Below are 21,964 nucleotides of genomic sequence, written 5' to 3'. Positions count from 1 at the left end.
CTTCCTGCGCGGCGGCACTCGTTCCGCCGCCCGACAGCAAGGAGAAGAAGCGGGATGGAGACATACGACCATATCGTCGTCGGCGGCGGTTCGGCCGGCTGCACGGTCGCGCATCGGCTGGTGAAGGCCGGCAGGCGCGTGCTGCTGCTCGAGGACGGCCCGAAGGACGACAGCCTGTTCATCCGGATTCCGGCGACGTTCATCCGCGTGCTCGGCACGCGGCGCACGGTCACGTTCGAAAGCGAGCCGCAGCCCGGCGCGGCGGGACGCAAGACCTACGTGCCGCAGGGCCGCACGCTCGGCGGCGGCAGTTCGATCAACGCGATGCTGTACGTGCGCGGCACGCGCGACGACTACGACGACTGGGCCGCGCTCGGCTGCACGGGCTGGGGCTGGGACGACGTGCTCCCCGTGTTCAAGCGCGCCGAATCGCACCTGCGGCTCTCCGAACCGTTTCACGGCACCGACGGGCCATTGAAGGTCGGCGACACGCGCTACCGGCATCCGCTGAGCCTCGCGTTCGTGAAGGCCGCGCAGGAAACGGGCCTCGCATACAACGACGACTTCAACGGCGCCGCGCAGCACGGTGTCGGCTTCTATCACACGACGATCTTCGACGGGCAGCGCGGCAGCACTGCGGCCACCTATCTCGCCGATGCGATCGGCCATCCGAACCTGCGCGTGCTGACCGGCTGCCGCGTCACGCGCATCCGGTTCGACGGCCGGCGCGCGACCGGCGTCGATTGGTGCACCGAAAGCGGCGCGACGGGTTCGGCGGCCGCACGTGCCGACGTCGTGCTCGCGGCCGGCGCGCTGAGCACGCCGAAGCTGCTGATGCTGTCGGGCATCGGGCCCGGCGCGCACCTGCACGCGCACGGCATCGACGTGCTGCACGACAGCCGCGACGTCGGCGCGCACTACCAGGACCACCTCGAAGTATCGATCTACGGCTATAGCCACGCGCCGGTCAGCCTGTTGGGCGAGGATCGCGGGCTGAAGGCGTTGCGGCACGGGCTACAGTGGATGCTGTGCCGCACGGGCCTGCTGACGTCGAACGTCGTCGAATCCGGCGCGTTCGTCGATACGACGGGAAGCGGCCGGCCGGACATCCAGTTCCACGTGCTGCCGACGCTCGTCGGCGACGTCGGCCGCGAGCCGCTGCCCGGCCACGGCCTGTCGATCAACCCGTGCCTGCTCAGGCCGCGCTCGCGCGGCTCCGTGCAACTGCGCGGCAACGATCCGGCCGCACCGATCCGGTTCGACAGCGGCGCGCTGTCCGACCCGGCCGACGTCGACGGCCTCATGCGCGGCGTCGCGCTCGCCCGGCAGATCATCCGCGCGCCGTCGCTCGCGCGCATCGTTCGCGAAGCCGAGACGCTGACCGAGGCGACACTCGCCGACTACGTGCGGCGCCGCGCGAAAACCGTCTATCACCCGGCCGGTACCTGCCGCATGGGCAACGACGCGCACGCGGTCGTCACGCCGCACCTCGCGGTACAAGGCATCGACGGATTGCGGATCTGCGACGCGTCGGTGATGCCGCGCATCGTGTCCGGCAACACGAACGCGCCGACGATCATGATCGCGGAGCGTTGCGCGGAGTTCATGCTGGCGGAGTGACGCGGCGCGCGGGCGCCGCACTGCACTGAAAACAAAAACGGTGCGCGACATACGCGCCGCCGCAACCGCAACCCGCCGGCGTCAGCGCTCGGCCGCGCGCGCCGCCTCGCGCAGCGCCATCGGCGACGCGCCGTAGCGCTCGCGAATCGCGCGGCTGAAATGCGCCTGGCTCGAGAACCCCCAGCGAAACGCGATCTCGCCGACGCTCGTCTTGCGCAGCCGCGCATCCGTCAGCTCGCGATGCGCATGCGACAACCGTTCCGACCAGATGTGCTGCGTGATCGACTCGCCTTCGGCCGCAAAGAGCCGGCCGAGATGGCGCAGCGACAGCCCGACCGCGTCGGCAACCGCCTGCGGCCCGAGCTCCGGCTCGCCGAGATGCGTCGCGATGTACTGCTTCGCGGTCAGCAGGTACGACAGCGACGCACGCGATGCGCCCGCGCCGTTCACTTCCGCGTCGATGAGTTCCGCGATCAGCGTGCGCGTGTGCTCTGCAAAGCGCGCGGCATCGCGCTCGACCGGATCCTTCATGAACCGCTCGACGCTCGCGCGCAGCGTCGCGCCGAGCATCGCGCCCGCGCCCGGCTTCGGCGCGATCCGCAGCGGCAGCGCCGCCAGTTCCGCATCGAGCCGGTCGTCGAACGTCGTGATCGGGATATCGATCAGCAGCTGCCGCATCGGCGTCAGGAATCCGAACAGATAAGGCACGCGCGTGTCGTAGACGACGACATCGCCGGCTTCCGCGAGCAGGCACCGGTCGCGCTGGATGAAATACGCGCGCCCGCTCAGGATCTGGCACGCGAACAGCGATTCCTTCGGCAGTTGGCGGACCAAGGCGGGGCTGCGCTCGATCACGTGATCCTGGCCGCTGATGTCGGCGATACCGAGGCCCGGCAGCGCGATGTCGGTCTTCTCGACTTCGAGCCCGGCCGGCGACAGCGACGAGCAGCGCAGGCCGACCAGCGTCGCCGCGTTGAACGCATCCCAGTACGCCATCCGGTCGCGCGCCGGCACGTCGGCCGTCGAGCCTCGCGTGCGTGAAAAAACGGTCGAATTCGTCACGTCGCCTCCTGCTGGCGCCCCGTCGTACGGAGCGGCATGCATTGCGGAATTGGGGGATGGATCGTTTAAACGTCGTGCAGTGCATTGTCCGGCGCGGTCAAGCAATTCGTCCAGCCCAGTCAAGAGCGGCGCGCACCGGCTGGCTAAAGTCGAACCCACGACACCCATGCACAAGGAGACAAGCCGTGGTCGACAAAGCCGTAGCCGAATTCTGGCAAAACATCCCGCCGATTGCCAATCCGTTCAAGCCCGATGCGCTGCCCGAGGCCTACATCGCGAACGCGGCCACCGACGACGAGCGCTATTACGTTCCGTTCACCGAAACGGTTTCGTCGCGGCCGCTGTGGATCTCGCCGTCGCAGAACAAATGGTGCGACATCCTGATGGCGAAGGAGGCAGGGCTCGTGAACCGGCACTATCACCCGCACGAGGTATTCGCATACACGCTGTCCGGCAAATGGGGCTACCTGGAACACGAATGGACCGCAACGAAGGGCGATTTCGTGTACGAGACGCCGGGCGAAGGCCACACGCTCGTCGCGTTCGACCATCCCGAGCCGATGCGCGCGTTCTTCATCGTCAAGGGGCCGCTGATCTGGCTCGACGATGAAGGCAACCCCGACGGCTATTTCGACGTGCATTCGTACATCGCGATGTGCAAGGCCCACTACGAGAAGGTCGGCCTCGGCGCGCAAGCGATCGAGAAGCTGTTCCGCTGACGCGCGACGAGGCCCGCCATGACATCCCACCCTTCCCCCAAACTCGCACGGACGTACGAGAACAGGCTGCTGCTGATCCTGTTCATGACGTTCGGCTTCGTGTTCTTCGACCGCCTCGCGCTGTCGTTCCTGTTCCCGTTCATGTCGGCCGAACTGCACCTGACGAATGCGCAGCTCGGCATGGTGTCGTCCGCGCTCGCGCTCACGTGGGCGCTGTCCGGCGCCGCGACCGGTGCGTGGTCCGACGCGCGCGGCACGCGCAAGCCGCTGCTGATCGCGGCCGTGCTCGGCTTTTCCGTGTGCTCTGCGCTGTCGGGGTTCGTCGGCGGCTTCGCGAGCCTGATCGCATTCCGTGCGCTGATGGGCATCGCCGAAGGCCCCGTGCTGCCGTTGTCGCAGTCGCTGATGGTGGAGAGTTCGACGCCGAGCCGCCGCGGGCTGAACATGGGCCTGCTGCAAGGCTCGGCCGCCGGCCTGCTCGGCGCGATGATCGGCCCGCCGGTCGTGATCGGCATCGCGACCGCATACGGCTGGCGCGAGGCGTTCTACGTATCGTGCATTCCGGGCTTCCTGATCGCTTTCTGCATCTGGCGCTGGGTTCGCGAAGTGCCGCCCGGCGGCGCACGGCACGCGCAGGCCGACACCGTCGGCGCGGCAGCGGCGGGCGGCGCCGCGATCAACCGCTGGGCGCTGCTGAAGGAACGCAACATCCTGCTCTGCGTGTTGATCAGTTGCTTCTTCCTCACTTGGTTCGTCGTGGTCATCTCGTTCGCGCCGGTCTTCCTCGTCGACAGCCGCCATCTTTCGCCGTCCGACATGGGCGTCGTGATGACCTGCCTCGGCGCCGCATGGGTGTTCTGGGGCTTCGCGGTGCCGGCGATCTCCGACCGGATCGGCCGCAAGCCGACGATGATCGTGTTCGCGCTGGTCGCCGCCGCGTGCCCCGTCGCGATGATTCACGCGAATTCGCTGTGGGCGCTCTGCGCGCTCGTGCTCGCGACCTACACGGGCCTTGGCTGCTTCACGCTGTTCATGGCGACAATCCCGGCCGAAACGGTGCCGCCGCGCGCGATCGCCAGCGCGCTCGGGCTGATCATGGGCGCCGGCGAGCTGATCGGCGGCTTCGTCGCGCCGACCGTCGCCGGCTTCGCGGCCGACCGCTACGGCCTGCAGTTCGCGATGTGGACGTCGGCAACCGGCGCGATCCTCGCGTGCGGGCTGTCGTTCGGCCTCGTCGAAACCGCGCCTGCCGTGCTGCGCAAGCGCGCGCTCGCCGGCGCCGCCGCGAACCGTCTCGATACGCAGAACCTCGGAGGACGCTGACATGCGCGCACTTCAATGGCATGGCCCGCGCGACGTCCGTCTCGTGGAAATCGACACGCCGCGCGCGGGGCCGGGCGAGGTGCGCATCGCGGTCGCCTATTGCGGCATTTGCGGCAGCGACCTGCACGAATATGCGGACGGCCCGCACGCGATTCCCATCGACGCGCCGCATCCGCTGTCGCGGCGCACCGCGCCGCTGACGCTCGGCCACGAGTTCTGCGGCACCGTCGTCGAAGTCGGCGCAGGCGTGACGACGCTGAACCCGGGCGACTGCGTCGCCGTCGAGCCCGAGTATCGCTGCCACCAATGCGCATACTGCCGCTCGGGGTCGTACAACCTGTGCGTGTCGATGGGCTTCGCCGGGCTGATGGGCGACGGCGGGATGGCCGACTTCGCGGTCGTGCCGGCCTACATGCTGCATCGGCTGCCCGACGGCGTCAGTCTCGAACAGGCCGCCGTGATGGAACCCGCCGCCGTCGCGCTGCATGCGTTGCGCCGCGCCGAACTCCGGCTCGGCGACACCTGCGCGGTATTCGGGCTCGGGCCGATCGGCCTGCTGCTGATCCAGCTCGCGAAGCTGCAGGGCGCGACGACCATCGTCGCGGTCGATGTGTCGCCCGAGCGCCTCGCGGCCGCCGCGCGTCTCGGCGCAACGCACTCGTTCAACGCGCGCTCGCTCGACGCGGCCGTGCTGCGCGACGCGATCCGCGAGGCGTCGGGCGGGCTCGGCGTCGATGCGAGCTTCGAGGCGGCCGGTTTGCCGGCCACGTTCGAAGCGGCGATGCACGCGCTGCGCAAGGGCGGCCGCGTCGTGATGGTCGGCCTGATGCCGCGTGCGGGCTTCGATGCGTTCCGCGCGGTCAACGACGAGCTGACCTTCACGGCAAGCGTCGGCTATCGGCATGCATACGAAGACCTGCTGCGCATCGTCGCGTCGGGCGCGCTCGACCTCACATCGATCGTCACGCGCACCGTGTCGCTCGAAGATGCCGTCGCCGACGGCTTCGACGCGCTGCTCGCCGATCGCACCCAGATCAAGATCCTGGTTTCCCCCGCGCAGCGGTACGCCCGCCGCGCACACACTGTCGGGAGCATCGAGCATGAGTCGTCCGTTGGCGTTTGAAGGCAAGACTGTCGTCGTGACGGGCGGCACATCGGGCATCGGCGCGCGCACCGCATGGCGGTTCGCGCAAGCCGGCGCATCGGTCGTCGCGCTCGGGCTCGACGCCGCCGGCCCGCATGCGCCCGTGCACGAGCGCATCCGGTGCATCGAACTCAACGTGATCGACAGCGATGCGCTGACAGGCACGATCGCCGCGCTGCCGCGGCTCGACGTGCTCGTCAACGGCGTCGGCATCAGCCGGCACGCGGACGAATACCGGATGGACCAGTTCGAGCTCGTGCTGAACGTAAACCTGACGTCGGTGATGCGCGCATCCGACGCCGCGTTGCCGGCGTTGTCCGCGCACGGCGGCAGTATCGTCAACGTCGCGTCGATGTACACGTACTTCGGCAGCAAGGACCGGCCCGCGTACAGCGCGAGCAAGGGCGGCATCGCGCAGCTCACGCGTTCGCTCGCGCAGGCGTGGGCCGATCGCGGCATTCGCGTGAACGCGGTCGCGCCCGGCTGGATCGACACGCCGCTCAGCAGCGGGCTGATGGCCGACGGGCACGCGTCGCGGCAGATCCTCGAGCGCACGCCGCTCGGGCGCTGGGGCACGACCGACGAGGTCGCGGAAGCGATCCTGTTTCTGTGCTCGCCCGGCGCGTCGTTCGTGACCGGTGCGGTCGTGCCGGTGGACGGCGGGTATTCGACGGTATAGCGCTCGGCGCGCGGCGTGTCGGCGGGCAGGCAGCCGCTCCCGATGCGCCGTGCGCGACCCGGTCCCTTTCGGTTGCACCTGAATCCGGATCATTCAGGTTCATGTTTTTTCATGTCATTCAGTAGTCCAATCAAAAAATATCCGACCCGATCGGAAACATGTGAGGAGCATTTGGAGATGACGAAAAAGACCCTTCTGGCACTCGCGGCCTGCGCGATTCCGGCGGCGGCGTTCGCGCAGGGCAGCGTGACGATGTTCGGATTGATGGACGCCGGCCTCAGTTACGTCAGCAACGAAGGCGGTCGCGGAAACGCGAAATTCGACGACAACATCTTCTTTCCGAACCTGCTCGGGTTCGAAGGCAAGGAGGATCTCGGCGCGGGCACGCGTGCGATCTTCCGGCTCGTGAATCAGTATTCGCTCGGCAACGGCTCGATCATCGGCGGCGGGTTATTCGCGCGGCAGGCCTACGTCGGGCTGGAAAACGACCGCTACGGCAAGCTCACGCTCGGCAACCAGTACGAGTTCATGGTCGATGCGCTCGCCGCGAGCGGCAACGAGATCGCGCAGGATCTCGTCGGCCTGTACGGCTTCCGCAACGGACCGTTCGACAAGCTCGCGCTGCCGAACAACCCGACAGGTGCGTTCGACTGGGATCGCGTTGCAGGCAGCAATCGCGTCGCGAACTCCGTCAAGTACACGAGCCCGTCGCTGTCGGGCCTGACCTTCGGCGCACTGTACGGTTTCGGCAACGTTGCAGGGTCGGTCGGCGCGAACAACACGGTCAGCGTCGGCGCGAGCTACGACAACGGTCCGTTCGGCGCGGGCGCAGCCTATACGAATCAGAAATACGGCGCGGCGGCGGGGCTGCCGCCGACCAGCGTGCGCAACTGGGGGGCGGGCGTGCACTACACGCTCGGCACGGTCACGGGGAAGGCACTCTTCACGACCGTGCGCAACGCGCAGAACGGCGCGGGCGCGTGGTCGGCGGAAGCCGGTGCGGCGTGGCATCCGTCGCCTGTGTGGGTGGTCGGCGCGAGCTACACGTACATGAAGGGCAACGACACGCTCGACAACGCGCATGCGCACCAGTTCCTCGCCGCCGTCCAGTACTGGCTGTCGAAGCGCACGATGGTGTACGTGGCAGGCGTTCACCAGCGCGCGAGCCGCGGCAGCAACGCGCAGATCAACGGCGTGATGGATGCGAACGGCGCGTCGAGCGGCGCGCTGCAGTCGATCGCCCGGGTCGGGTTCAGTACGCGGTTCTAGGTTCCAGCCTGTCGGCGAATCCTGCCGGCGATCCGCGGCCGGCCTGTCCGGGCAACTGCAGGACGCAGGTTCCGGCAACGCTGGTACAGCCATACACCGGATGCAGGATTCACATGCACGCGCCGCACATCTCGTCACGCGTGCACTGTAACCACGTGTAATCGATTCGCGGATCAATTCTTCGTACGCTGTCGGTACTCTTCCACGCGCCCGATTTCTCCGCAGGCGCTGCTTCGCAGGATGGGAGAGATGCCGGCGCCACGGGCGTCGTCACTCAGCAGAGTGTTCTTCAACGATAAAGCGTGAAAGGAACTGTCATGTCTCATACCTTGGATAGCTTCAAATTCATTGACGTCCTGATTGCATTCGATGTCCAGGAGATTCTGAAACAGAACAACAATACGCTCGGCGCGACGCCGGAAAAGGCGACCGCGCTCGGGAACAACCCCGATACCGTCTACATGATCACCCCGCTGGCGGATGCGGCGTCTGGCTTTGGCCAAGGCTCGGTGCAAGGTATGTACCAGGGCGAGGGCGGCAGCAACTTGATGCTCAAGGCCAACGTCAACGACATGATTTACTGGCGCACCGTGTCGCTGACGGACACGGAAAACTACAAGTGCTTCCTGTACGGCATCCAAGCAATCAGCGGCAACCTTCTGGGCTATGTTTCGCACATGACCGAGAACACCACCGAGCCTTACCCGGAACAGGGCTGGCCCGACAACAACAGTGTGAAAACAGAGCTGCGCGCAGACTACTGGGCGCAAGCCACCGTGCTCAGTCCCGGCCAAGAGACCTATGCGTTTGTCGCTGCCGTTTACGACCGGCACGCGCACCTGAAGGGCTACGTCACCTGGAAGGCTTACCTCGCCATCAGCCACGGGTGATCTCGAACCGGCGCCTCGACAAGACCGCGGCGTGATCGGCGCGAGGCGCCCGGCAGCACCGGGCGGGAGCAATCGGCCCGCCCGCCGCTTTCCGCTGGCGAAGTCATCCCGCCGCGATGAAACGACAACCGGTCAAGTCACAGAAACAGCAGCGCCGGATTCAGTTCCTGTTCGCCGCACGGCTGCGCGCGCCATCCCAGTTCCACCGGAACCGAGTAAAGCCGTCGCGCGCCGAAACGCGGCCAGAAATGGCACAGCCCCGGCGCAATGACCTGCACCACGGACAAGCCGATGTCGGGCCGCGTCTTGTCGACGACGAGCACGTCCATGCCGGCCGCCGCGATGCGTCCGGCGCAATCCGCGATCGCCGCCGGCAACGACGCGGCGTCGATCGGCCGCCACGTCGAGCGCGTCGTGCAGCGCAAGTCCGTCGCGGGGTACAGAAATTCCGTTGCGGGGAGCCTGTCGCGATCCCACGGGTGCGGCGCCTCGGCGGCGACATCGAGCAACTGGTTGACTTCGGTCAGCGCGCGCTGCACCGCGATTCGGCCGTCCGGATGGCAGCCGAAGCCGATCGAGAAGCGCCTGTCCTGCGGATTTTCCGCCAGCGCGGCCACGGCCGGCACGCCGAGATCGGTGGTGATGTCGAGCGCCCACAAACGCCACCCGAACGTCGCGTATTCGCGCACGAGCGCATCGAAATACGGATCGTCGAAACTCGCGAGATCGATGCCGGGGCGCGGGATCCGGTTGTACCACCAGATCGCGACCGCATCGCGCTCGATCAATTCGAGCATGCCCTGCAAAATCGCCTCGTCGACGTTCGATCCCGCCGCGCAGCCGTTGGGATTGTGCACGCATGCGGCATGCACCCGCGCACTGTCGGGCGTTTCCGCATAGCAGTAGCTCAGCGGCACGAGATGGCGCCTGCCGGTCACGAGCGACCAGGCCGGCGTCCAGTCGATGACGTCGCGCGCGGTGAAACGCGGCGGCACCTGCTTTCGAACATCGCGGGTCAGTGCGTTGATCGCGTCGCGCGCGTCGAATTGCCGTTCGCTGAACTGCTGAAGATCGTTCACGTGAATCGGTAGGGCGTCGCATGCCGGATCGGCGAGCAGGCTTTCCATGCTTCCGGTCAGCGCCGCCTCGTCGCCTTGATACACGCTGCTGAATCGTTCGAGCGCCTCGCATAGCGCGCTCACACGGGCTTGATCGTCGGTACGGCCTTTGCCTGAACAGATCCTGTCGAACCGGTTGCTGGCCGGTACGGCGGCCGGGCACACGAGAAAACCCGACGCATAGACCTTGCGCAGGCCCGCGTGCCGCTTCGGCATCGGGTGCAGATACGCGATCGCGCCGCTGACCGGCGATATCAGATGGGCGTAACGCTCGAACACCTGTTCCGGATCGGCGGTACGGTAGCCGCCGTCGGCGCGCGCCAACGGCGCATGATCGGCGAGCCGCGGCGCCCGCGCCGCCTGCTCGCGCATCCACGCGGAATTGCCGCAGCACGGGCATTGCGGACGCTTCAGCACGCGGTGCCGCTCGGCGGCCAACGTGTCGATGCGCTGCGCCACGATATGCGTCTGCGATCGTTCCGATGCCGTGCGGCTGACCGCGATCTGCTCGACCGTCGCCGCCACGAGCGCCGCCGCTGCAGCTGCCCCGGCACGCGAGGCGGCCGGCGGCAGACGCGTCGCGTCGCTGCCGTGATGGCGCGCAAGCAGCGCCTCGACCGGCCGGTTGATGCGAATCCAGTAGCGCACGCATTCGATGCATGGCGCGTCGGCCAGCGCACCGCGGCCGGCGAGCAACGGCCCGATCAGCGTCTGCACGCCACCGGCCGCCACGACGAGCAATGCGCCGCCGCGCGCTGCCACGCGGGCGGCGCACGCGGCGAGATCGTCGCGGTCGTGCGTATCGGCGATCGCGACGGTCAATTCGGCGTCCGGCACGACATCGATGCCGGCCGTGTCGAACGCGCGCCTGAGCGCCGCATCGTCGGCGCCGAACGCCTCGACCGCGACGCGCAGATGAGCGACGCGCGCGCAGGCCGCGTCGCCGTCGAGTCCGGCGCGCTCGAAGAAGCCGCGCGCCGCATCGTCGTCGTGCGGCGTGTCGGCTCGCACGTATCCGCGACGCACCAGGTGATCGAGCCGCGCGAGCACATCCCATTCTCCGAACGTGCCGGCAAGCGACGTCACGATCTCGGCGATCGTCATCCGCGCCCGCAGGCAGGCTGCGATCCGCACGAAGATCGCGCCCGACAGCATCGCGCGTTTGAATTCATCGACGACGAACAGCGTCTCGGGGCCCGCATCGAGCACGAGCAAATGCGGTTTGAAGCGCAACACGCGCGAAAGGTCATCAAGCATCGTCGGGTTCCGTGCGGTGGGTAAAAAACATCGCGTGCCCCGGGCAGCCGGCCCGGGGCACGCGACGGTGCGCGGCTCGGCCGCGCCAGGTCAGCAGCAGGTGAACAGGTAGCTCGGCCCGGCGTCGCAGTAGGCCGCGAGCGCGACGGCCTCTTCGTCCAGGTTCGTCGGCTGCGCCGGTATGCCGACCGTCATCACGTTACGCGGCAGGTTCCAGCTCCCGCTGCCGTTTCCGTGGCTCGTCCAGCCATGATCGCCGTCCGTCTTGACGACCTCGATGTCGATGATCCACGGGCACTGGTAACCGAAGTATTTCGCGAGCGTCTCCAGCGGCTTCTCCAGCAGCTCGCTCTTGAACTCCGGGTTCCGCCATGAAAGCGCGATCGCACGCAGATAGACCTTCTGAAACTCCAGCATCGATTCGAGCGTCGGATTAGCGTTGTCCTTTGCCATGTCGGTTTCCCCGAGGTCATTCCATGATGGTGATGTGGTTCGCGTTGTACGCGGCCAGCGCCTGCGCGAATTGCGCCTCGTCCGCCGGTGCGGGCGGCAGAAACAGGGTGAGCTTGTTTTTCCGGCCGCCCGTCCAGTCGCCGTTGACGCCCGGCGTCCAGGCCGACGATTTGGTCTGCACCTTCAGGTCGAGGCTGAACGGAAAGTGATAGCCGAAATGCTCGCGCAACGCGTGGACCGGATCGGCCTCGAGTTCGTCGAGAAACGCCGGGGAATGCCACGCGAGGGCAATCGCCCGGATGACGGTTGCCCGGTATTCGAGAAACTGTTCGTACGTCGGTAATCGAAGATCCTTGCTCATCGGTATGTTCTCCTGATTGACGAATGGGACCACTTACGGCAACGACTGCAACATCGCTTCGGCGAGCCTGGCAATGCGGCCCATGCCCGCCGTTGTCGCAACTTCGCATGCACGCCGGCACGCGGCCAGCGCGGCCACGCCGCCGCATCGCGGATCGGCCTGGCGCAAGTACTCGGACTTCTTCAGCAGCAGCTGTGCTTCGTAATACCGTTCTCCGGTCGACTCGCACCATGCGAGACACTGCTCGATCTGCGCGAGCGCGGCGTGGTAATCGCCGCGCCCGGCGTCCAGCTCGGCAAGCAGCGACGCATAGTAGGTCAGGCCGAGCAGGCCGCCCGACCGCCGCTGCGCATCGAGATGCGCGACGACGCCCGCACGACTCCCTTGCGCCCACGCATGAATGATCGCGGCGTAGTGCTCGACCGCGCGCAGCCGATGCACGTCCGACAGACGGAGAATCGCTTCCGACAGCGTGCGGGCCGCGTCTCGATCGCCCGCCAGCTGGTGCGTGCGTGCGAGGTACATCATCGTGACGCCGAGCGTCGGCAGATGATCGAGGCAGGTCGCGCAATACACCGCGTCGCGCGCCATCGCGAGCGCGGCCTGCGGATCGTCGTCCATGCACCAGCGCACGCTCGCGAGCGACGCCATCGTCCACGCGCGCGTATCGAGCCCCAGGATGCGCCGATGGTCCGCGTCGCGCCGCACGTCGTAGCCGGCCAGCACCGCGTCGAACGCGGCGCGAGCGCGCGCATAGTCGCCGTCGACCCACAGGCTCATGCCGCGCATCGCGTCTGCCGCGACCTGGACGCCGGCATCGCCGCGCTCGGTCGCGAGCGCGTCGAGCCGCATGCCGATCCCGCGTACGGTAGGACGATCGCCGGCGACGTGGTAGTAGGTCGACAGCGTCCATAGCGCGCTGATCTCGAGCTCCGGGTCGTCGAGCGTCTGCATCTGCCGCAACAGTTGCTCCGCATGCTCGCGCACCTGCGGATCCGCCCAGCCGAACCGCGCCATCGTCGCGTGCGTCAACGTGGCGCGGATCCGCGCGCTGTCGTGCTCGCGGTGCGCGTAGTCGGCGTTGCCGAGCCAGTCGAACACGGACTGCCCGTAGCGGATCGCGTCGTCGTACCGGGAACGTTCGAGTGCGCGGCGCGCCGCGTCGATGCCGTGAGCGATCGCGTCGGCGAAGGCACCCGCGCGCGCGAAGTGCCCGGCGACGCCGAACGCATGCGCACCGGCACCGCGGTCGGCCTCCGCGACCAGCGCGCGGCCGACGCGTGCGTGGTTGCCGCGCCGTACGGCGGGCGGCATCGATTCATACGCCGCATCGCGAATCAGCGCGTGGCGGAACGAATAGAACACGCGATCGCGCCGATGTTGCGCGTACACGATCCGCTCTTCGAGCAGCAGCCGCAGATGCGCGTCGAGCGTGGCGCGATCGTGCGGCGACGCGTCGGCGAGCAATTGCGCATCCACCTCGAGCCCGATGGTCGCGGCGAGCTGCGCGGTATCGCGCGCGTCGTCGATCCGGTCGAACGCGAGACCGAGCATGCCGCCCAGGCTGAGCGGAAGCGGATAAGCGTCCGTTTCCCGCAACCCCGCGAGCGAACCGTCCGTGCCGCTCATCGTCAACTCGCGCGCTACGGCCTCGATGAACAGCGGGATGCCCGCCGTGCGCTGGGCGAGCTGGTCGAGCCAGGCCGGATCGAGCACGCCCTGGCCCAGACACGCCGACATCAGGCGCTGCGCGTCGTCGCGCGGCAGGCGGCGCAGCACCACGCGTTCGGTCGCGCCGCGCCAGCGCCCGAGCTTGTCGGGGCGCGACGTGAACACGATGCCGAGCGCCGCTGCGCGCGGCGAGCGCTGCAGGTACGCAAGAAAGTCCTCGGTCGAGCGATCGATCCACTGGACGTCCTCGACAACGAGCAGTACCGGCGCGCCGTTGCCGAGCGACACGATCAGTTGCCCGAGGACGTCGAACAGCGCGTGCTGCTCGCGCGCACTCGACCACAGGATCCCCTTCGCATCGCAGGGCAGCCCCAGCCAGGTCGCGAGCGCGACACGGGCCGCCGCGTGATCGCATTCGAGCGGCGCGATCATGGCGTCGATCGCCGCGAGCGCGGGACCGGCCGGGCTGTCGGCGTCGATATGCCAATGCGCGCCGATGAATCGCAGGATCGGAAACAGCGCATGATTCTCCCGCTCGGGCAGGCACCCGCAATGCGCGAAGGCGTGGCCCTGAATCCGGACAGCCTCGCACAACTCGTGCACGAGGCGCGACTTGCCGATTCCCGCGTCGCCGACGACGAGCCGCGGCACACCGTGCGGCGCAGGCTCGCCGCGCATCACCCGACGATGCCGTGCGAGCGTCTCCCGCCACGCGCGCAACAGCGCGTCGAGTTCGCGCGCGCGGCCGACCATCGGTGCCCGCATGCCGGCATCGAGCGAATCGAACGGCGTATCGGCGCGACGCTCGCCGAGCAATTCATGAACCGGCTGCGGCACGAGGCCCGCCCGCGCCAGCCGCAACGAGGTCGGCCGATAGTCGGCATGCCGTTCGAGCGCAAGCCGCGCATCGTCGCTGATCAGGATCTGCCCGGGCCCGGCAAGCCGCAGCAGCCGCGCCGCCGCGGCGGGCGTCGAGATGCCCGACATGCGCGACGCATGAGCGAGAACCTGCCCGACGTGAATCGCGGCGGCCACTTCGACGCGCCAGCCTTCGCCGCCGGCCGCTACCGACGCCGGCAGCCGTGCGCGCTCGGCCACCCGCACCATGTCGAGCGCCGCGCGCGCCGCACGGCGCGCCGGCCGGTCGATGTCGCCGTGCAGGCCGAAATGGAACAGCAACGTGTCGCCGAGCCGTCCGTCGACCTGCGCGCCATAACCGACGGCGATGTCGGCGCACTTCGTCAGCCATTGCTCCTCGTAGCCGTCGAGCAAGTCGCCGTGATCGGGTCCGCCGTGGCGCCGCCGGCCCTCTCCCGTGATCGTCACGCAACAGCACAGCGTGGTGATCTGACGGTACTCGCCCACCGTTGCGATCGTCTCGCTGCGCGGCGCGAACGGGCTCGGACGCGTCTGCCCGCTTGCGCGGCCGGCATCGAACTGGCCGACGAGCGCGGCGAAGTTGAGCGCGCGAAACGGCTCCGCGAGTTCGTCGGCCGACGCGGCGCGCTGTTCCGGATTCTTGCTCAGCGCACGCCGCAATACCGAGCCGAGCGGATGCGACGCGATCGACCGAGGGAGCGCGACATCCACCGGGCTGAGCTGCTGATAGAGAATGTCGGCCACGCTCGCGCCGTGCATGACGACATCGCCCGTCAGGCATTCGATCACGATCAGGCCCCACGCATACAGATCGCTCCTGGGCGTCGGCGGCTCGTTGCGCAATTGCTCGGGCGCGCAGTAGGGCGGCGAGCCGAGCACCTCGGTCGCCAGCGTCGAAGTCTGACGCGCGATGTCTTCCATGCCGGGCAGCAACGCGCCGATGCCGAAATCGAGAAGCTTCGCGTGCGGCCCGTCGTCGGCCATCGTGATCGCGATGTTCTGCGGCTTCAGGTCCCGATGCACGATGCCCCGCCGATGCGCGGCCGCGAGCGCGTCGAGCACCTCCGTCATCAGCCGGCCCGTGTCGGCGGCCGACAACGGCCCCTGAGCCGCGAGCCGATCGCGCAAGGTCCGGCCCTGTACCAGCTCGAATACGGCGAACAGCCGGCCGTCGGGCGCTACCCCCTTGTCCAGCAACGCCACGATGTTCGGGTGCCGCAGCGCTTCGCACAGGCTCGTCTCGCGCTGAAAGCGCACACGCTGGCGCGCGCGCTCCGTCGCGGTACGCGCGGCGTCGTCCCGCATCAGCTTGATCGCGACGTCCTGCCCCGTCTCGCCGCAGGTCGCGCGAAACACCACGCCATTGCCGCCTTCGCCGAGCAGCGAGCCGAGCCGGTAATGCCACTTGCCGGCAAGTTCCGCGAAAGGCGCGGCGGGCTGGCGGGGTTGCCGGGGTTCAAGTGCTTCCGGCACGACGGGCGCGCGGGACACGGTCGGCAACACGGCCGGTTCTCCCGTGCTCACGAGTATTGGGCGACCGGGTCGGGCGCCGGACGATGCACGCCGATACGCGGCAGGGCGGCCGGCACCGACTGGCATTCGAGATGCTCGCCGCGCATGACGCGGAACGGAAATTCGCCGAACCGGACGCTGCCGCGCCGGCGCTCGACGAGCTGGCTCGCGTCCAGCCCCGGCAGGGCCGCAAACTGGCTCCGGGCGCGGTGAATCTGCACGTTGACATGGGACGTGTCGATGCCGAGCATGCGCGCCAGCCGGTCGAGTTCGATCCAGCCTTGCGTGGCGGCGTCGTAGCCGGCCTGCATGTCGGCCGCGCGCGCCCGGGCGAGCGTGACGAGACTGTAGTGATGGGCGCGCTCGCCGAGGTCGACCACGCCGCCGCGGACATGCAGCAGCATCCGCACGTGCTCTTCGTCGCGGCTGACGAAGAATTCGAGCAGTTGCGCCGGCGCGGCCGGATCCGCGGGCGCGGCGAGCATCATCGTCGAGCCGTTGCGCACGACCGCCAGGCGCCACGTGACGTCGCCGGTCGATACTTCATCGCCGTCATGAAGCGCGCGCGGCGGCAACGTGTCGTCGCACAGCCATTCGCCGGCCGGCGACCGGACGATCGTGACCGGCTGCGCGGCACGTGTGGCCAGGATCTGGCGCGGCGCGAGCACGATCGGATGCGCGGCGCCTCGTATCGGCCACAGCGTATCGGCCGGATCGTCGAGCGCATCCACGCGCCACGGCGCGATACCCGTCCTGCCGAACCGGATTACGTCGCCTGGCTGAAGCACCACGTGCTCGCCGTGGCGCAACGGCACGCCCGAAACCGACGTGCCGTTGCTGCTGTGATCGTGAAGCTCCCACCGCCCGCCGATCCAGCGGATATGAGCATGGACTCGGGACACCGACGCGTCCCGGATGACCGTGTCGCAGCGCGCGGCATCGCGGCCGAACACGTGATAGGCGCGGAGCAGGCACGCTTCTCCGGATGAATCATTCTTGAGTATCGCCATGGTCGCCCCGCGTCGGATTCGCCCGGATCGCTCGAGTGACGCATCGGCGCTGCCGGGCGAGCGATTGATTCGATGATGGCGAACAATATCGACTGTTCGCCGCCTCGTTACCTGATTTCTCGTCAGCTTCCTTTCGAATCGTTGCTCATCCAGCACCTGTTATTTCGGTAAATTGAATGGTCGACCGTTTTGTTGTTTTAAAAATCGAGCAACTTGTTGAAAATCCTGCCAAATAAAATCGCGCGCCGCAATCGGAATACTCAATCCCGGGTTTTATATTGCAATGCTTTACATTTTCGATGAATTTTCGGGTTGCAAATAAAGGGTCGAAAAACTTCATCGGTGTGCAAGCCATGGCCGACGTGCGTTGCCGGAATGAGATCACATTGAATGACGGGGCGGATTCAAACACCTTTGCTGCCGCGGAAATTTTGTTTGATGAATCGGAAATAAATTAAACCATTTCGGTAATTAAAATAATTGCCGTAGACGTTTTTAAAAACAGCATTGCTCCATTCATTCCGACAGGCCATTGCACAACGGCGAGTTTCTCGCTGTGTCATCGGCAGGCGAATGAGGGGCGGCATGGTTGTGCCTCACGATCAATGGCTCGCAGCAACGGCGAAATCAGACCTTACGGCGATCGTCCGATCGACTCGCCAAAGAGGTTGAGGGAACGCATCGACGGGAACCCTCACCGCAAGCAGACGGAAACGGTCGCCTCTCCATCCCGCCCCAATAAATCTCCTTGACGACCTATCTTTCGATATATATCTTTAGATATGTTTTACGACATATAGGACACGATCATGCGACACAATCCCTCCCGCGGCCATGCCCGAAGCGACGGTCATGGTGCGCATGCCCGCCCTGACTGGTTCTCCGGTCTCTGGTACGCGATCGGCCGCCACCGTCGCGGCCACGATCCGTTCGGCGGCGGCCCGTTCGGCGGCCGTGGCGGGCGCGGCGGCTTTGGCGATTTCGGCGACGACGGCATGCCGCGCGGCCGCCAGTTCAGCTCCGACGATCTCCAGCTGCTGCTGCTCGCGCTGGTCGCCGAGCAACCGAGCCACGGCTACGAGCTGATCAAGGCGCTCGACACGCGTTCGAACGGTTTCTACAGCCCGAGCCCCGGCATGGTGTATCCGGCGCTCACGTATCTCGAGGAAGTCGGCTTCGTCGCATCGCAGGCGGAAGGCAATCGCAAGCGCTATGCGCTGACCGACGCCGGCCGCGCGCATCTCGACGCGCAACGCGAACGTGTCGACACGCTGTTCGCACGCCTCACGCACCTCGCACGCAAGATGGAATTCATGCGCCGCGCGTTCGCCGGGGAATCGGCGGGCAACGACGCGCAGGACGAATCGCAGGCCGGCTGGCTGCCGGAGTTCGTCGAGGCGCGCGTCGCGCTCAAGCGGGCGCTGCTGCACAAGAGCGCAGCCGGCCCCGACGAACAGCGCCGCATCGCGGCAATCATGCGCCGCGCGACGACCGAAATCGAAGGCGGCACCGGCGCGTAATCTGCGCCGCCCCGTCAAACATCAGGAGAACGGATTGATGCAGAACACATCCGAGCGCACCATGACCCGCGTGCGCCATACCCTCAAGTTCCGTCTGCTGCAGGTCCTGCGCGTGCATGCCGTGACGCCGCATCTGCTGCGCGTCACGCTCGGCGGCCCCGATCTCGCGGATTTCGAATCCGCGTCGTTCGACGATCACGTGAAGGTGTTTTTCCCGCCGCCCGGCGCCGAACGGCCCGCGATGCCGACGCTCGGCGCGAACGGCCCCGAGTTTCCCGAAGGCGAACCGAAGCCGGTCGCGCGCGACTTCACGCCGCGCCGCTTCGACCATGCCACGTGCGAACTGGATCTGGAATTCGTGCTGAACCATCCTGGCCCCGCGTCGCAGTGGGCAGCGCAGGCGCGCGTCGGCCAATGGCTGGGTATCGGCGGCCCGCGCGGTTCGTTCGTCGTCCCGACCGGTTTCGACTGGCACCTGCTGATCGGCGACGATACGGCGCTGCCGGCTATCGCACGGCGTCTCGAGGAACTGCCGGCCGGCGCGCGCGCGGTGGCCGTGCTGGAAGTCGCGGACCGCACCGCGCAGATTTCGTTCGATACGCGCGCCGACGTGCATGAAATCTGGCGCTTCCGCGCGGAAGCCGACGCGGCGGACGGCGACGTGCTGCTGAATGCGGTTCGCGACCTGCCGCTGCCGCCGTCCGGCGACGGCTACGTGTGGGCGGCCGGCGAAGCGCTGTCGATGCGCGCGGTGCGTCAGCACCTGACCGGCGAGCGCGGCGTCGACAAGTCGCGCATCCGCGCGGCGGCCTACTGGAAGCGCGGCGCGGCGGCCGTGCACGAAACGCTGGAAGATTGACGCATACGGGCATACGGCGTACGCGCATCCGGCCGGCGAACGGGTGATGCGACCGTGGCGCCGGCGCACCGACGGGCTTGGCATCGGCATCGCGGCTGGTATATATGTACATCTGCGACGCCGCTGTCACGCGACAGCCGCCGCAGCCCGCCCAGGAGCGCCCGGTCATGACAAAAGAAAGCCACGCTTCGCCTTTCCTTCGCAACCTGAAGATCGCCGGCTATTGCGGCCTCGCCGCGGTCGTACTCGCGCTGTTCGTCGCGATGTGCGCGATCCTGAAGGAAAGCGCCCTTGAACGCGACGCCGCGCAGCATCCGGCCGATACGCCCGAACTGCACGATGCGGGCGGCGGCCCGTCCGCATCGGCCGAATCCGCCCACACGCCGGGCTCGCCCGGCTGACGGCCTCCTGCCCGACGTCCTTCCGCTTACGGCGCGTGCCGGCGCCCCATCACGGCCGCGTGCATCGAATCGCCGAACCGTTCGAGCAGCGCGGTCACACGTTGCCCGTACAGGTGCGCGGCCAGCGCGCCGGCCGTGCCGACCAGCACGCCGCCCGCCATGTCGAACGGCCAGTGCACGCCCGCATAGACACGCCCCCACGCAATCGCCACGGCCATCGCGGCCATCACGAACCCGGTGAGCCGGGTCGTGCCGGCGAGCATCAGGCCGACCGCCATGCTCCATGCGAACGTCATGTGATCGCTCGGAAACGAGCTGTCCGGCGCGTGCGGAATCAGCTGCGCGCCGACGCCGGCCATGAACGGCCGCGGCGAGAACCAGAAATGCCCGAGCAGTTGCGCGAGTACGAGCGCCGCGCATACGCCGACGCCGGCTTCGATCGCCTGGCGCCGCGTCGGGCGTGCGCCGAAGATCCAGGTCAGCAGCAGCATCGCGGGCAGCGCGTAGACGAGCCAGTCGGCGGCGAAGATCGCGACGCGGGCCACGCCCGGCTGCGGCGCATGCCCGGCGTTGATGGCGGAAAAGAGGGCGAGATTGAGGTTCTGCATGAATCCGGTTGCGTGGGGCATAAAGATTCGACCGGTTGCCCGGTCGGACACGAACGATGCTAGGGCGCGCCCGCTTAAGCGATGCTTAATGCGGCAGACCTGCGGGACAGGGCGCGACCGCCGCGGCGAACGCACTTAGAGCCTGCACAGCAACACAAGTTCACGAAATTGTCATATTCCAGCGCGACCGTTTCCCGGAAAGGCTCACCCGACATCCCGTAAAGCCTCACCTTTTTCACATCGTGGCGTCATCGACGCGTGCGAGCATCGGGGCGCCGGGCGCCATCCAGGCCGTTTGCGTCGTTCGCCTCAATATTTACGCCGCGAATCTATCGAAATCGGCAACAATTAATTCCCATTGCGGCATCGCACAACGGCAACGCACAGGCATAGGATTACGAGCTTACGAGCACTCATCCACGAAGCGATCAACAACAAGGAGTCCGCATGAAACCCAGCGATGTCCGATCGAAAGCGTTTGCGATGCCGTTGACCAGCCCTGCCTTCCCGATGGGCCCGTACCGTTTCGTCGACCGTGAGTTTCTGATCATCACGTATCGCACCGATCCGGACCGTCTCCGCGAAATTGTCCCCGAGCCGCTGCAGGTCACCGAGCCGCTCGTGCATTACGAATTCATCCGCATGGCCGATTCGACCGGTTTCGGCGACTACACCGAAAGCGGCCAGGTGATTCCCGTCGAATACGACGGCCAGCCGGGCGGCTACACGCTCGCGATGTATCTCGACGATCACCCGCCGATCGCCGGCGGCCGCGAGCTGTGGGGCTTCCCGAAGAAGCTCGCGTCGCCCACCCTGCACGTGAACACCGATCACCTCCTGGGCACGCTCGACTACGGCAAGGTGCGCGTCGCGACCGGCACGATGGGCTACAAGCACAAGGAACTCGACATCGACGAGCAGTCGAAGCGTCTCGCCGGCCCCAATTTCCTGCTGAAGATCATTCCGCACGTCGACGGCACCGCGCGCGTGTGCGAACTGGTGCGCTACTACATGCAGGACATCAAGATGAAGGGCGCGTGGACGGGCCCCGCATCGCTCGAGCTGGCGCCGCACGCGCTCGCGCCGGTGGCCGACCTGCCCGTGCTCGAGATCGTCGAAGCCCGGCACCTCGTCGCAGATTTGACACTCGGTCTCGGCGAAGTCGTCTACGATTACCTGGCTCAGTAACACGTCCGCAGTCCTTCTCCCTGTCAATCCTTTCACCACGGGAATTCGAAATGAGCAACCTGAATGGCAAGACCGCAGTCGTCACGGGCGCCGCGAGCGGCATCGGCAAGGAAATTGCGCTGGAACTCGCGAAAGCGGGCGCGGCTGTCGCGATCGCCGACCTGAACCAGGACGGCGCCAATGCGGTCGCCGACGAGATCAACAAGGCAGGCGGCAAGGCGATCGGCGTTGCAATGGACGTGACGAACGAGGAAGCCGTGAACAGCGGCATCGACAAGGTCGCCGAAACGTTCGGCTCGGTCGACATCCTCGTGTCGAACGCGGGCATCCAGATCGTCAACCCGATCGAGAACTACGCGTTCTCCGACTGGAAGAAGATGCAGGCGATCCACGTCGACGGCGCATTCCTGACGACGAAGGC

20 protein-coding genes are annotated in these 21,964 nt (G+C 67.2%); 12 read left to right on the top strand and 8 right to left on the bottom strand.

The genetic code is table 11. The features are described 5' to 3' along the window. The first annotated feature begins 54 nt into the window (after nucleotides 1-54). Entirely contained in the window at nucleotides 55-1,620 is a 1,566-nt protein-coding gene (locus BT264_RS34675) for a GMC family oxidoreductase (RefSeq protein WP_072445112.1), read from the top strand. Nucleotides 1,621-1,701: 81 nt separating this feature from the next. Here BT264_RS34675 and BT264_RS34670 read toward each other — a convergent pair whose 3' ends face one another. Next, the gene (locus BT264_RS34670) at nucleotides 1,702-2,682 is read right to left on the bottom strand and encodes a helix-turn-helix domain-containing protein (RefSeq protein WP_072445128.1); all 981 of its coding nucleotides are present in this window, start codon (nucleotides 2,680-2,682) and stop codon (nucleotides 1,702-1,704) included. A gap of 185 nt (nucleotides 2,683-2,867) precedes the next feature. Between BT264_RS34670 and BT264_RS34665 the strand changes: the two genes are divergently transcribed. The 6 genes from BT264_RS34665 (at nucleotide 2,868) to BT264_RS34640 (ending at nucleotide 8,706) form a co-directional block, all read left to right on the top strand. Then, on the top strand, nucleotides 2,868-3,401 hold the full coding sequence (locus BT264_RS34665; RefSeq protein ID WP_072445113.1) for a 2,4'-dihydroxyacetophenone dioxygenase family protein: 534 nt from the start codon (nucleotides 2,868-2,870) through the stop codon (nucleotides 3,399-3,401). 18 nt (nucleotides 3,402-3,419) lie between these two features. Next, nucleotides 3,420-4,724: an MFS transporter gene (locus BT264_RS34660; protein ID WP_072445114.1), complete on the top strand. Its 1,305-nt coding sequence runs from the start codon at nucleotides 3,420-3,422 to the stop codon at nucleotides 4,722-4,724. 1 nt (nucleotide 4,725) lies between these two features. After that, nucleotides 4,726-5,847, top strand: coding sequence for a 2,3-butanediol dehydrogenase (locus BT264_RS34655; protein WP_072445115.1), 1,122 nt, complete (start codon nucleotides 4,726-4,728; stop codon nucleotides 5,845-5,847). Further along, nucleotides 5,825-6,547, top strand: coding sequence for an SDR family NAD(P)-dependent oxidoreductase (locus tag BT264_RS34650; protein WP_072445116.1), 723 nt, complete (start codon nucleotides 5,825-5,827; stop codon nucleotides 6,545-6,547). Before BT264_RS34655 ends, BT264_RS34650 begins: the two co-directional genes overlap by 23 nt. A 177-nt stretch (nucleotides 6,548-6,724) precedes the next feature. After that, the gene (locus BT264_RS34645) at nucleotides 6,725-7,816 is read left to right on the top strand and encodes a porin (RefSeq protein WP_072445117.1); all 1,092 of its coding nucleotides are present in this window, start codon (nucleotides 6,725-6,727) and stop codon (nucleotides 7,814-7,816) included. A gap of 317 nt (nucleotides 7,817-8,133) precedes the next feature. Then, complete coding sequence (locus tag BT264_RS34640; protein WP_072445118.1) at nucleotides 8,134-8,706, top strand: AidA/PixA family protein; 573 nt, start codon at nucleotides 8,134-8,136, stop codon at nucleotides 8,704-8,706. A 137-nt stretch (nucleotides 8,707-8,843) separates the two neighbouring features. On the opposite strand, the gene BT264_RS34635 is transcribed toward BT264_RS34640, so the two are convergent. The 6 genes from BT264_RS34635 to BT264_RS38780 all read right to left on the bottom strand — a co-directional run bounded on the left by BT264_RS34635 (nucleotide 8,844) and on the right by BT264_RS38780 (nucleotide 17,554). Beyond that, nucleotides 8,844-11,081 carry a TOMM precursor leader peptide-binding protein gene (locus tag BT264_RS34635; protein WP_072445119.1) on the bottom strand — a complete coding sequence of 746 codons (2,238 nt, stop codon included), beginning with the start codon at nucleotides 11,079-11,081 and terminating at the stop codon, nucleotides 8,844-8,846. Nucleotides 11,082-11,171: 90 nt separating this feature from the next. After that, complete coding sequence (locus BT264_RS34630; protein WP_072445120.1) at nucleotides 11,172-11,534, bottom strand: BMA_0021/BMA_0022 family TOMM bacteriocin; 363 nt, start codon at nucleotides 11,532-11,534, stop codon at nucleotides 11,172-11,174. A gap of 16 nt (nucleotides 11,535-11,550) precedes the next feature. Next, nucleotides 11,551-11,895 (bottom strand): BMA_0021/BMA_0022 family TOMM bacteriocin, encoded by a 345-nt coding sequence (locus BT264_RS34625; RefSeq protein ID WP_072445121.1) that lies wholly within the window; start codon nucleotides 11,893-11,895, stop codon nucleotides 11,551-11,553. Between the two features lie 33 nt (nucleotides 11,896-11,928). Further along, nucleotides 11,929-15,969, bottom strand: a complete 4,041-nt coding sequence (locus tag BT264_RS34620; RefSeq protein WP_072445122.1) for a TOMM system kinase/cyclase fusion protein — start codon at nucleotides 15,967-15,969, stop codon at nucleotides 11,929-11,931. Next, nucleotides 15,966-16,967, bottom strand: a complete 1,002-nt coding sequence (locus BT264_RS34615; protein ID WP_072445123.1) for an FHA domain-containing protein — start codon at nucleotides 16,965-16,967, stop codon at nucleotides 15,966-15,968. The genes BT264_RS34620 and BT264_RS34615 overlap by 4 nt, the downstream gene beginning before the upstream one ends. Nucleotides 16,968-17,371: 404 nt before the next feature. Then, nucleotides 17,372-17,554, bottom strand: coding sequence for a hypothetical protein (locus BT264_RS38780; protein WP_143155810.1), 183 nt, complete (start codon nucleotides 17,552-17,554; stop codon nucleotides 17,372-17,374). A gap of 222 nt (nucleotides 17,555-17,776) precedes the next feature. On the opposite strand from BT264_RS38780, the gene BT264_RS34610 reads away from it, so the two are divergent. From BT264_RS34610 to BT264_RS34600, 3 genes are all read left to right on the top strand, one after another. Next, complete coding sequence (locus BT264_RS34610; protein ID WP_072445124.1) at nucleotides 17,777-18,487, top strand: PadR family transcriptional regulator; 711 nt, start codon at nucleotides 17,777-17,779, stop codon at nucleotides 18,485-18,487. Nucleotides 18,488-18,524: 37 nt separating this feature from the next. Continuing rightward, nucleotides 18,525-19,346 (top strand): siderophore-interacting protein, encoded by an 822-nt coding sequence (locus BT264_RS34605; RefSeq protein ID WP_072445125.1) that lies wholly within the window; start codon nucleotides 18,525-18,527, stop codon nucleotides 19,344-19,346. Nucleotides 19,347-19,513: 167 nt separating this feature from the next. Then, nucleotides 19,514-19,747, top strand: coding sequence for a hypothetical protein (locus BT264_RS34600; RefSeq protein WP_034181811.1), 234 nt, complete (start codon nucleotides 19,514-19,516; stop codon nucleotides 19,745-19,747). A 26-nt stretch (nucleotides 19,748-19,773) separates the two neighbouring features. Here BT264_RS34600 and BT264_RS34595 read toward each other — a convergent pair whose 3' ends face one another. Beyond that, entirely contained in the window at nucleotides 19,774-20,355 is a 582-nt protein-coding gene (locus tag BT264_RS34595) for an undecaprenyl-diphosphatase (protein ID WP_072445126.1), read from the bottom strand. Nucleotides 20,356-20,802: 447 nt separating this feature from the next. Between BT264_RS34595 and BT264_RS34585 the strand changes: the two genes are divergently transcribed. Together BT264_RS34585 and BT264_RS34580 are read left to right on the top strand one after the other, a co-directional pair. Then, nucleotides 20,803-21,543: an acetoacetate decarboxylase gene (locus BT264_RS34585; RefSeq protein WP_072445127.1), complete on the top strand. Its 741-nt coding sequence runs from the start codon at nucleotides 20,803-20,805 to the stop codon at nucleotides 21,541-21,543. Between the two features lie 50 nt (nucleotides 21,544-21,593). Then, a partial coding sequence (locus tag BT264_RS34580; RefSeq protein WP_143156758.1) for an SDR family NAD(P)-dependent oxidoreductase occupies nucleotides 21,594-21,964 on the top strand: 371 nt, incomplete at its 3' end.

The sequence above is a fragment of the Burkholderia sp. NFPP32 genome, assembly GCF_900119325.1.
GTDB lineage: Bacteria > Pseudomonadota > Gammaproteobacteria > Burkholderiales > Burkholderiaceae > Burkholderia > Burkholderia pyrrocinia_C.
Note: the sequence above shows the minus strand (reverse complement) of the source record. Positions and strands in the feature narration are given on the sequence as shown.

What these genes read in the sequence shown, in the direction of transcription:
- BT264_RS34675 (WP_072445112.1), top strand. Translation starts at nt 55, where the DNA reads ATGGAGACATACGACCATATCGTCGTCGGCGGCGGTTCGGCCGGCTGC.
- BT264_RS34660 (WP_072445114.1), top strand. Translation starts at nt 3,420, where the DNA reads ATGACATCCCACCCTTCCCCCAAACTCGCACGGACGTACGAGAACAGG.
- BT264_RS34655 (WP_072445115.1), top strand. Translation starts at nt 4,726, where the DNA reads ATGCGCGCACTTCAATGGCATGGCCCGCGCGACGTCCGTCTCGTGGAA.
- BT264_RS34650 (WP_072445116.1), top strand. Translation starts at nt 5,825, where the DNA reads ATGAGTCGTCCGTTGGCGTTTGAAGGCAAGACTGTCGTCGTGACGGGC.
- BT264_RS34645 (WP_072445117.1), top strand. Translation starts at nt 6,725, where the DNA reads ATGACGAAAAAGACCCTTCTGGCACTCGCGGCCTGCGCGATTCCGGCG.
- BT264_RS34640 (WP_072445118.1), top strand. Translation starts at nt 8,134, where the DNA reads ATGTCTCATACCTTGGATAGCTTCAAATTCATTGACGTCCTGATTGCA.
- BT264_RS34635 (WP_072445119.1), bottom strand. Translation starts at nt 11,081, where the DNA reads ATGCTTGATGACCTTTCGCGCGTGTTGCGCTTCAAACCGCATTTGCTC.
- BT264_RS34630 (WP_072445120.1), bottom strand. Translation starts at nt 11,534, where the DNA reads ATGGCAAAGGACAACGCTAATCCGACGCTCGAATCGATGCTGGAGTTT.
- BT264_RS34625 (WP_072445121.1), bottom strand. Translation starts at nt 11,895, where the DNA reads ATGAGCAAGGATCTTCGATTACCGACGTACGAACAGTTTCTCGAATAC.
- BT264_RS34615 (WP_072445123.1), bottom strand. Translation starts at nt 16,967, where the DNA reads ATGGCGATACTCAAGAATGATTCATCCGGAGAAGCGTGCCTGCTCCGC.
- BT264_RS38780 (WP_143155810.1), bottom strand. Translation starts at nt 17,554, where the DNA reads ATGCCGCCCCTCATTCGCCTGCCGATGACACAGCGAGAAACTCGCCGT.
- BT264_RS34610 (WP_072445124.1), top strand. Translation starts at nt 17,777, where the DNA reads ATGCGACACAATCCCTCCCGCGGCCATGCCCGAAGCGACGGTCATGGT.
- BT264_RS34605 (WP_072445125.1), top strand. Translation starts at nt 18,525, where the DNA reads ATGCAGAACACATCCGAGCGCACCATGACCCGCGTGCGCCATACCCTC.
- BT264_RS34600 (WP_034181811.1), top strand. Translation starts at nt 19,514, where the DNA reads ATGACAAAAGAAAGCCACGCTTCGCCTTTCCTTCGCAACCTGAAGATC.
- BT264_RS34595 (WP_072445126.1), bottom strand. Translation starts at nt 20,355, where the DNA reads ATGCAGAACCTCAATCTCGCCCTCTTTTCCGCCATCAACGCCGGGCAT.
- BT264_RS34585 (WP_072445127.1), top strand. Translation starts at nt 20,803, where the DNA reads ATGAAACCCAGCGATGTCCGATCGAAAGCGTTTGCGATGCCGTTGACC.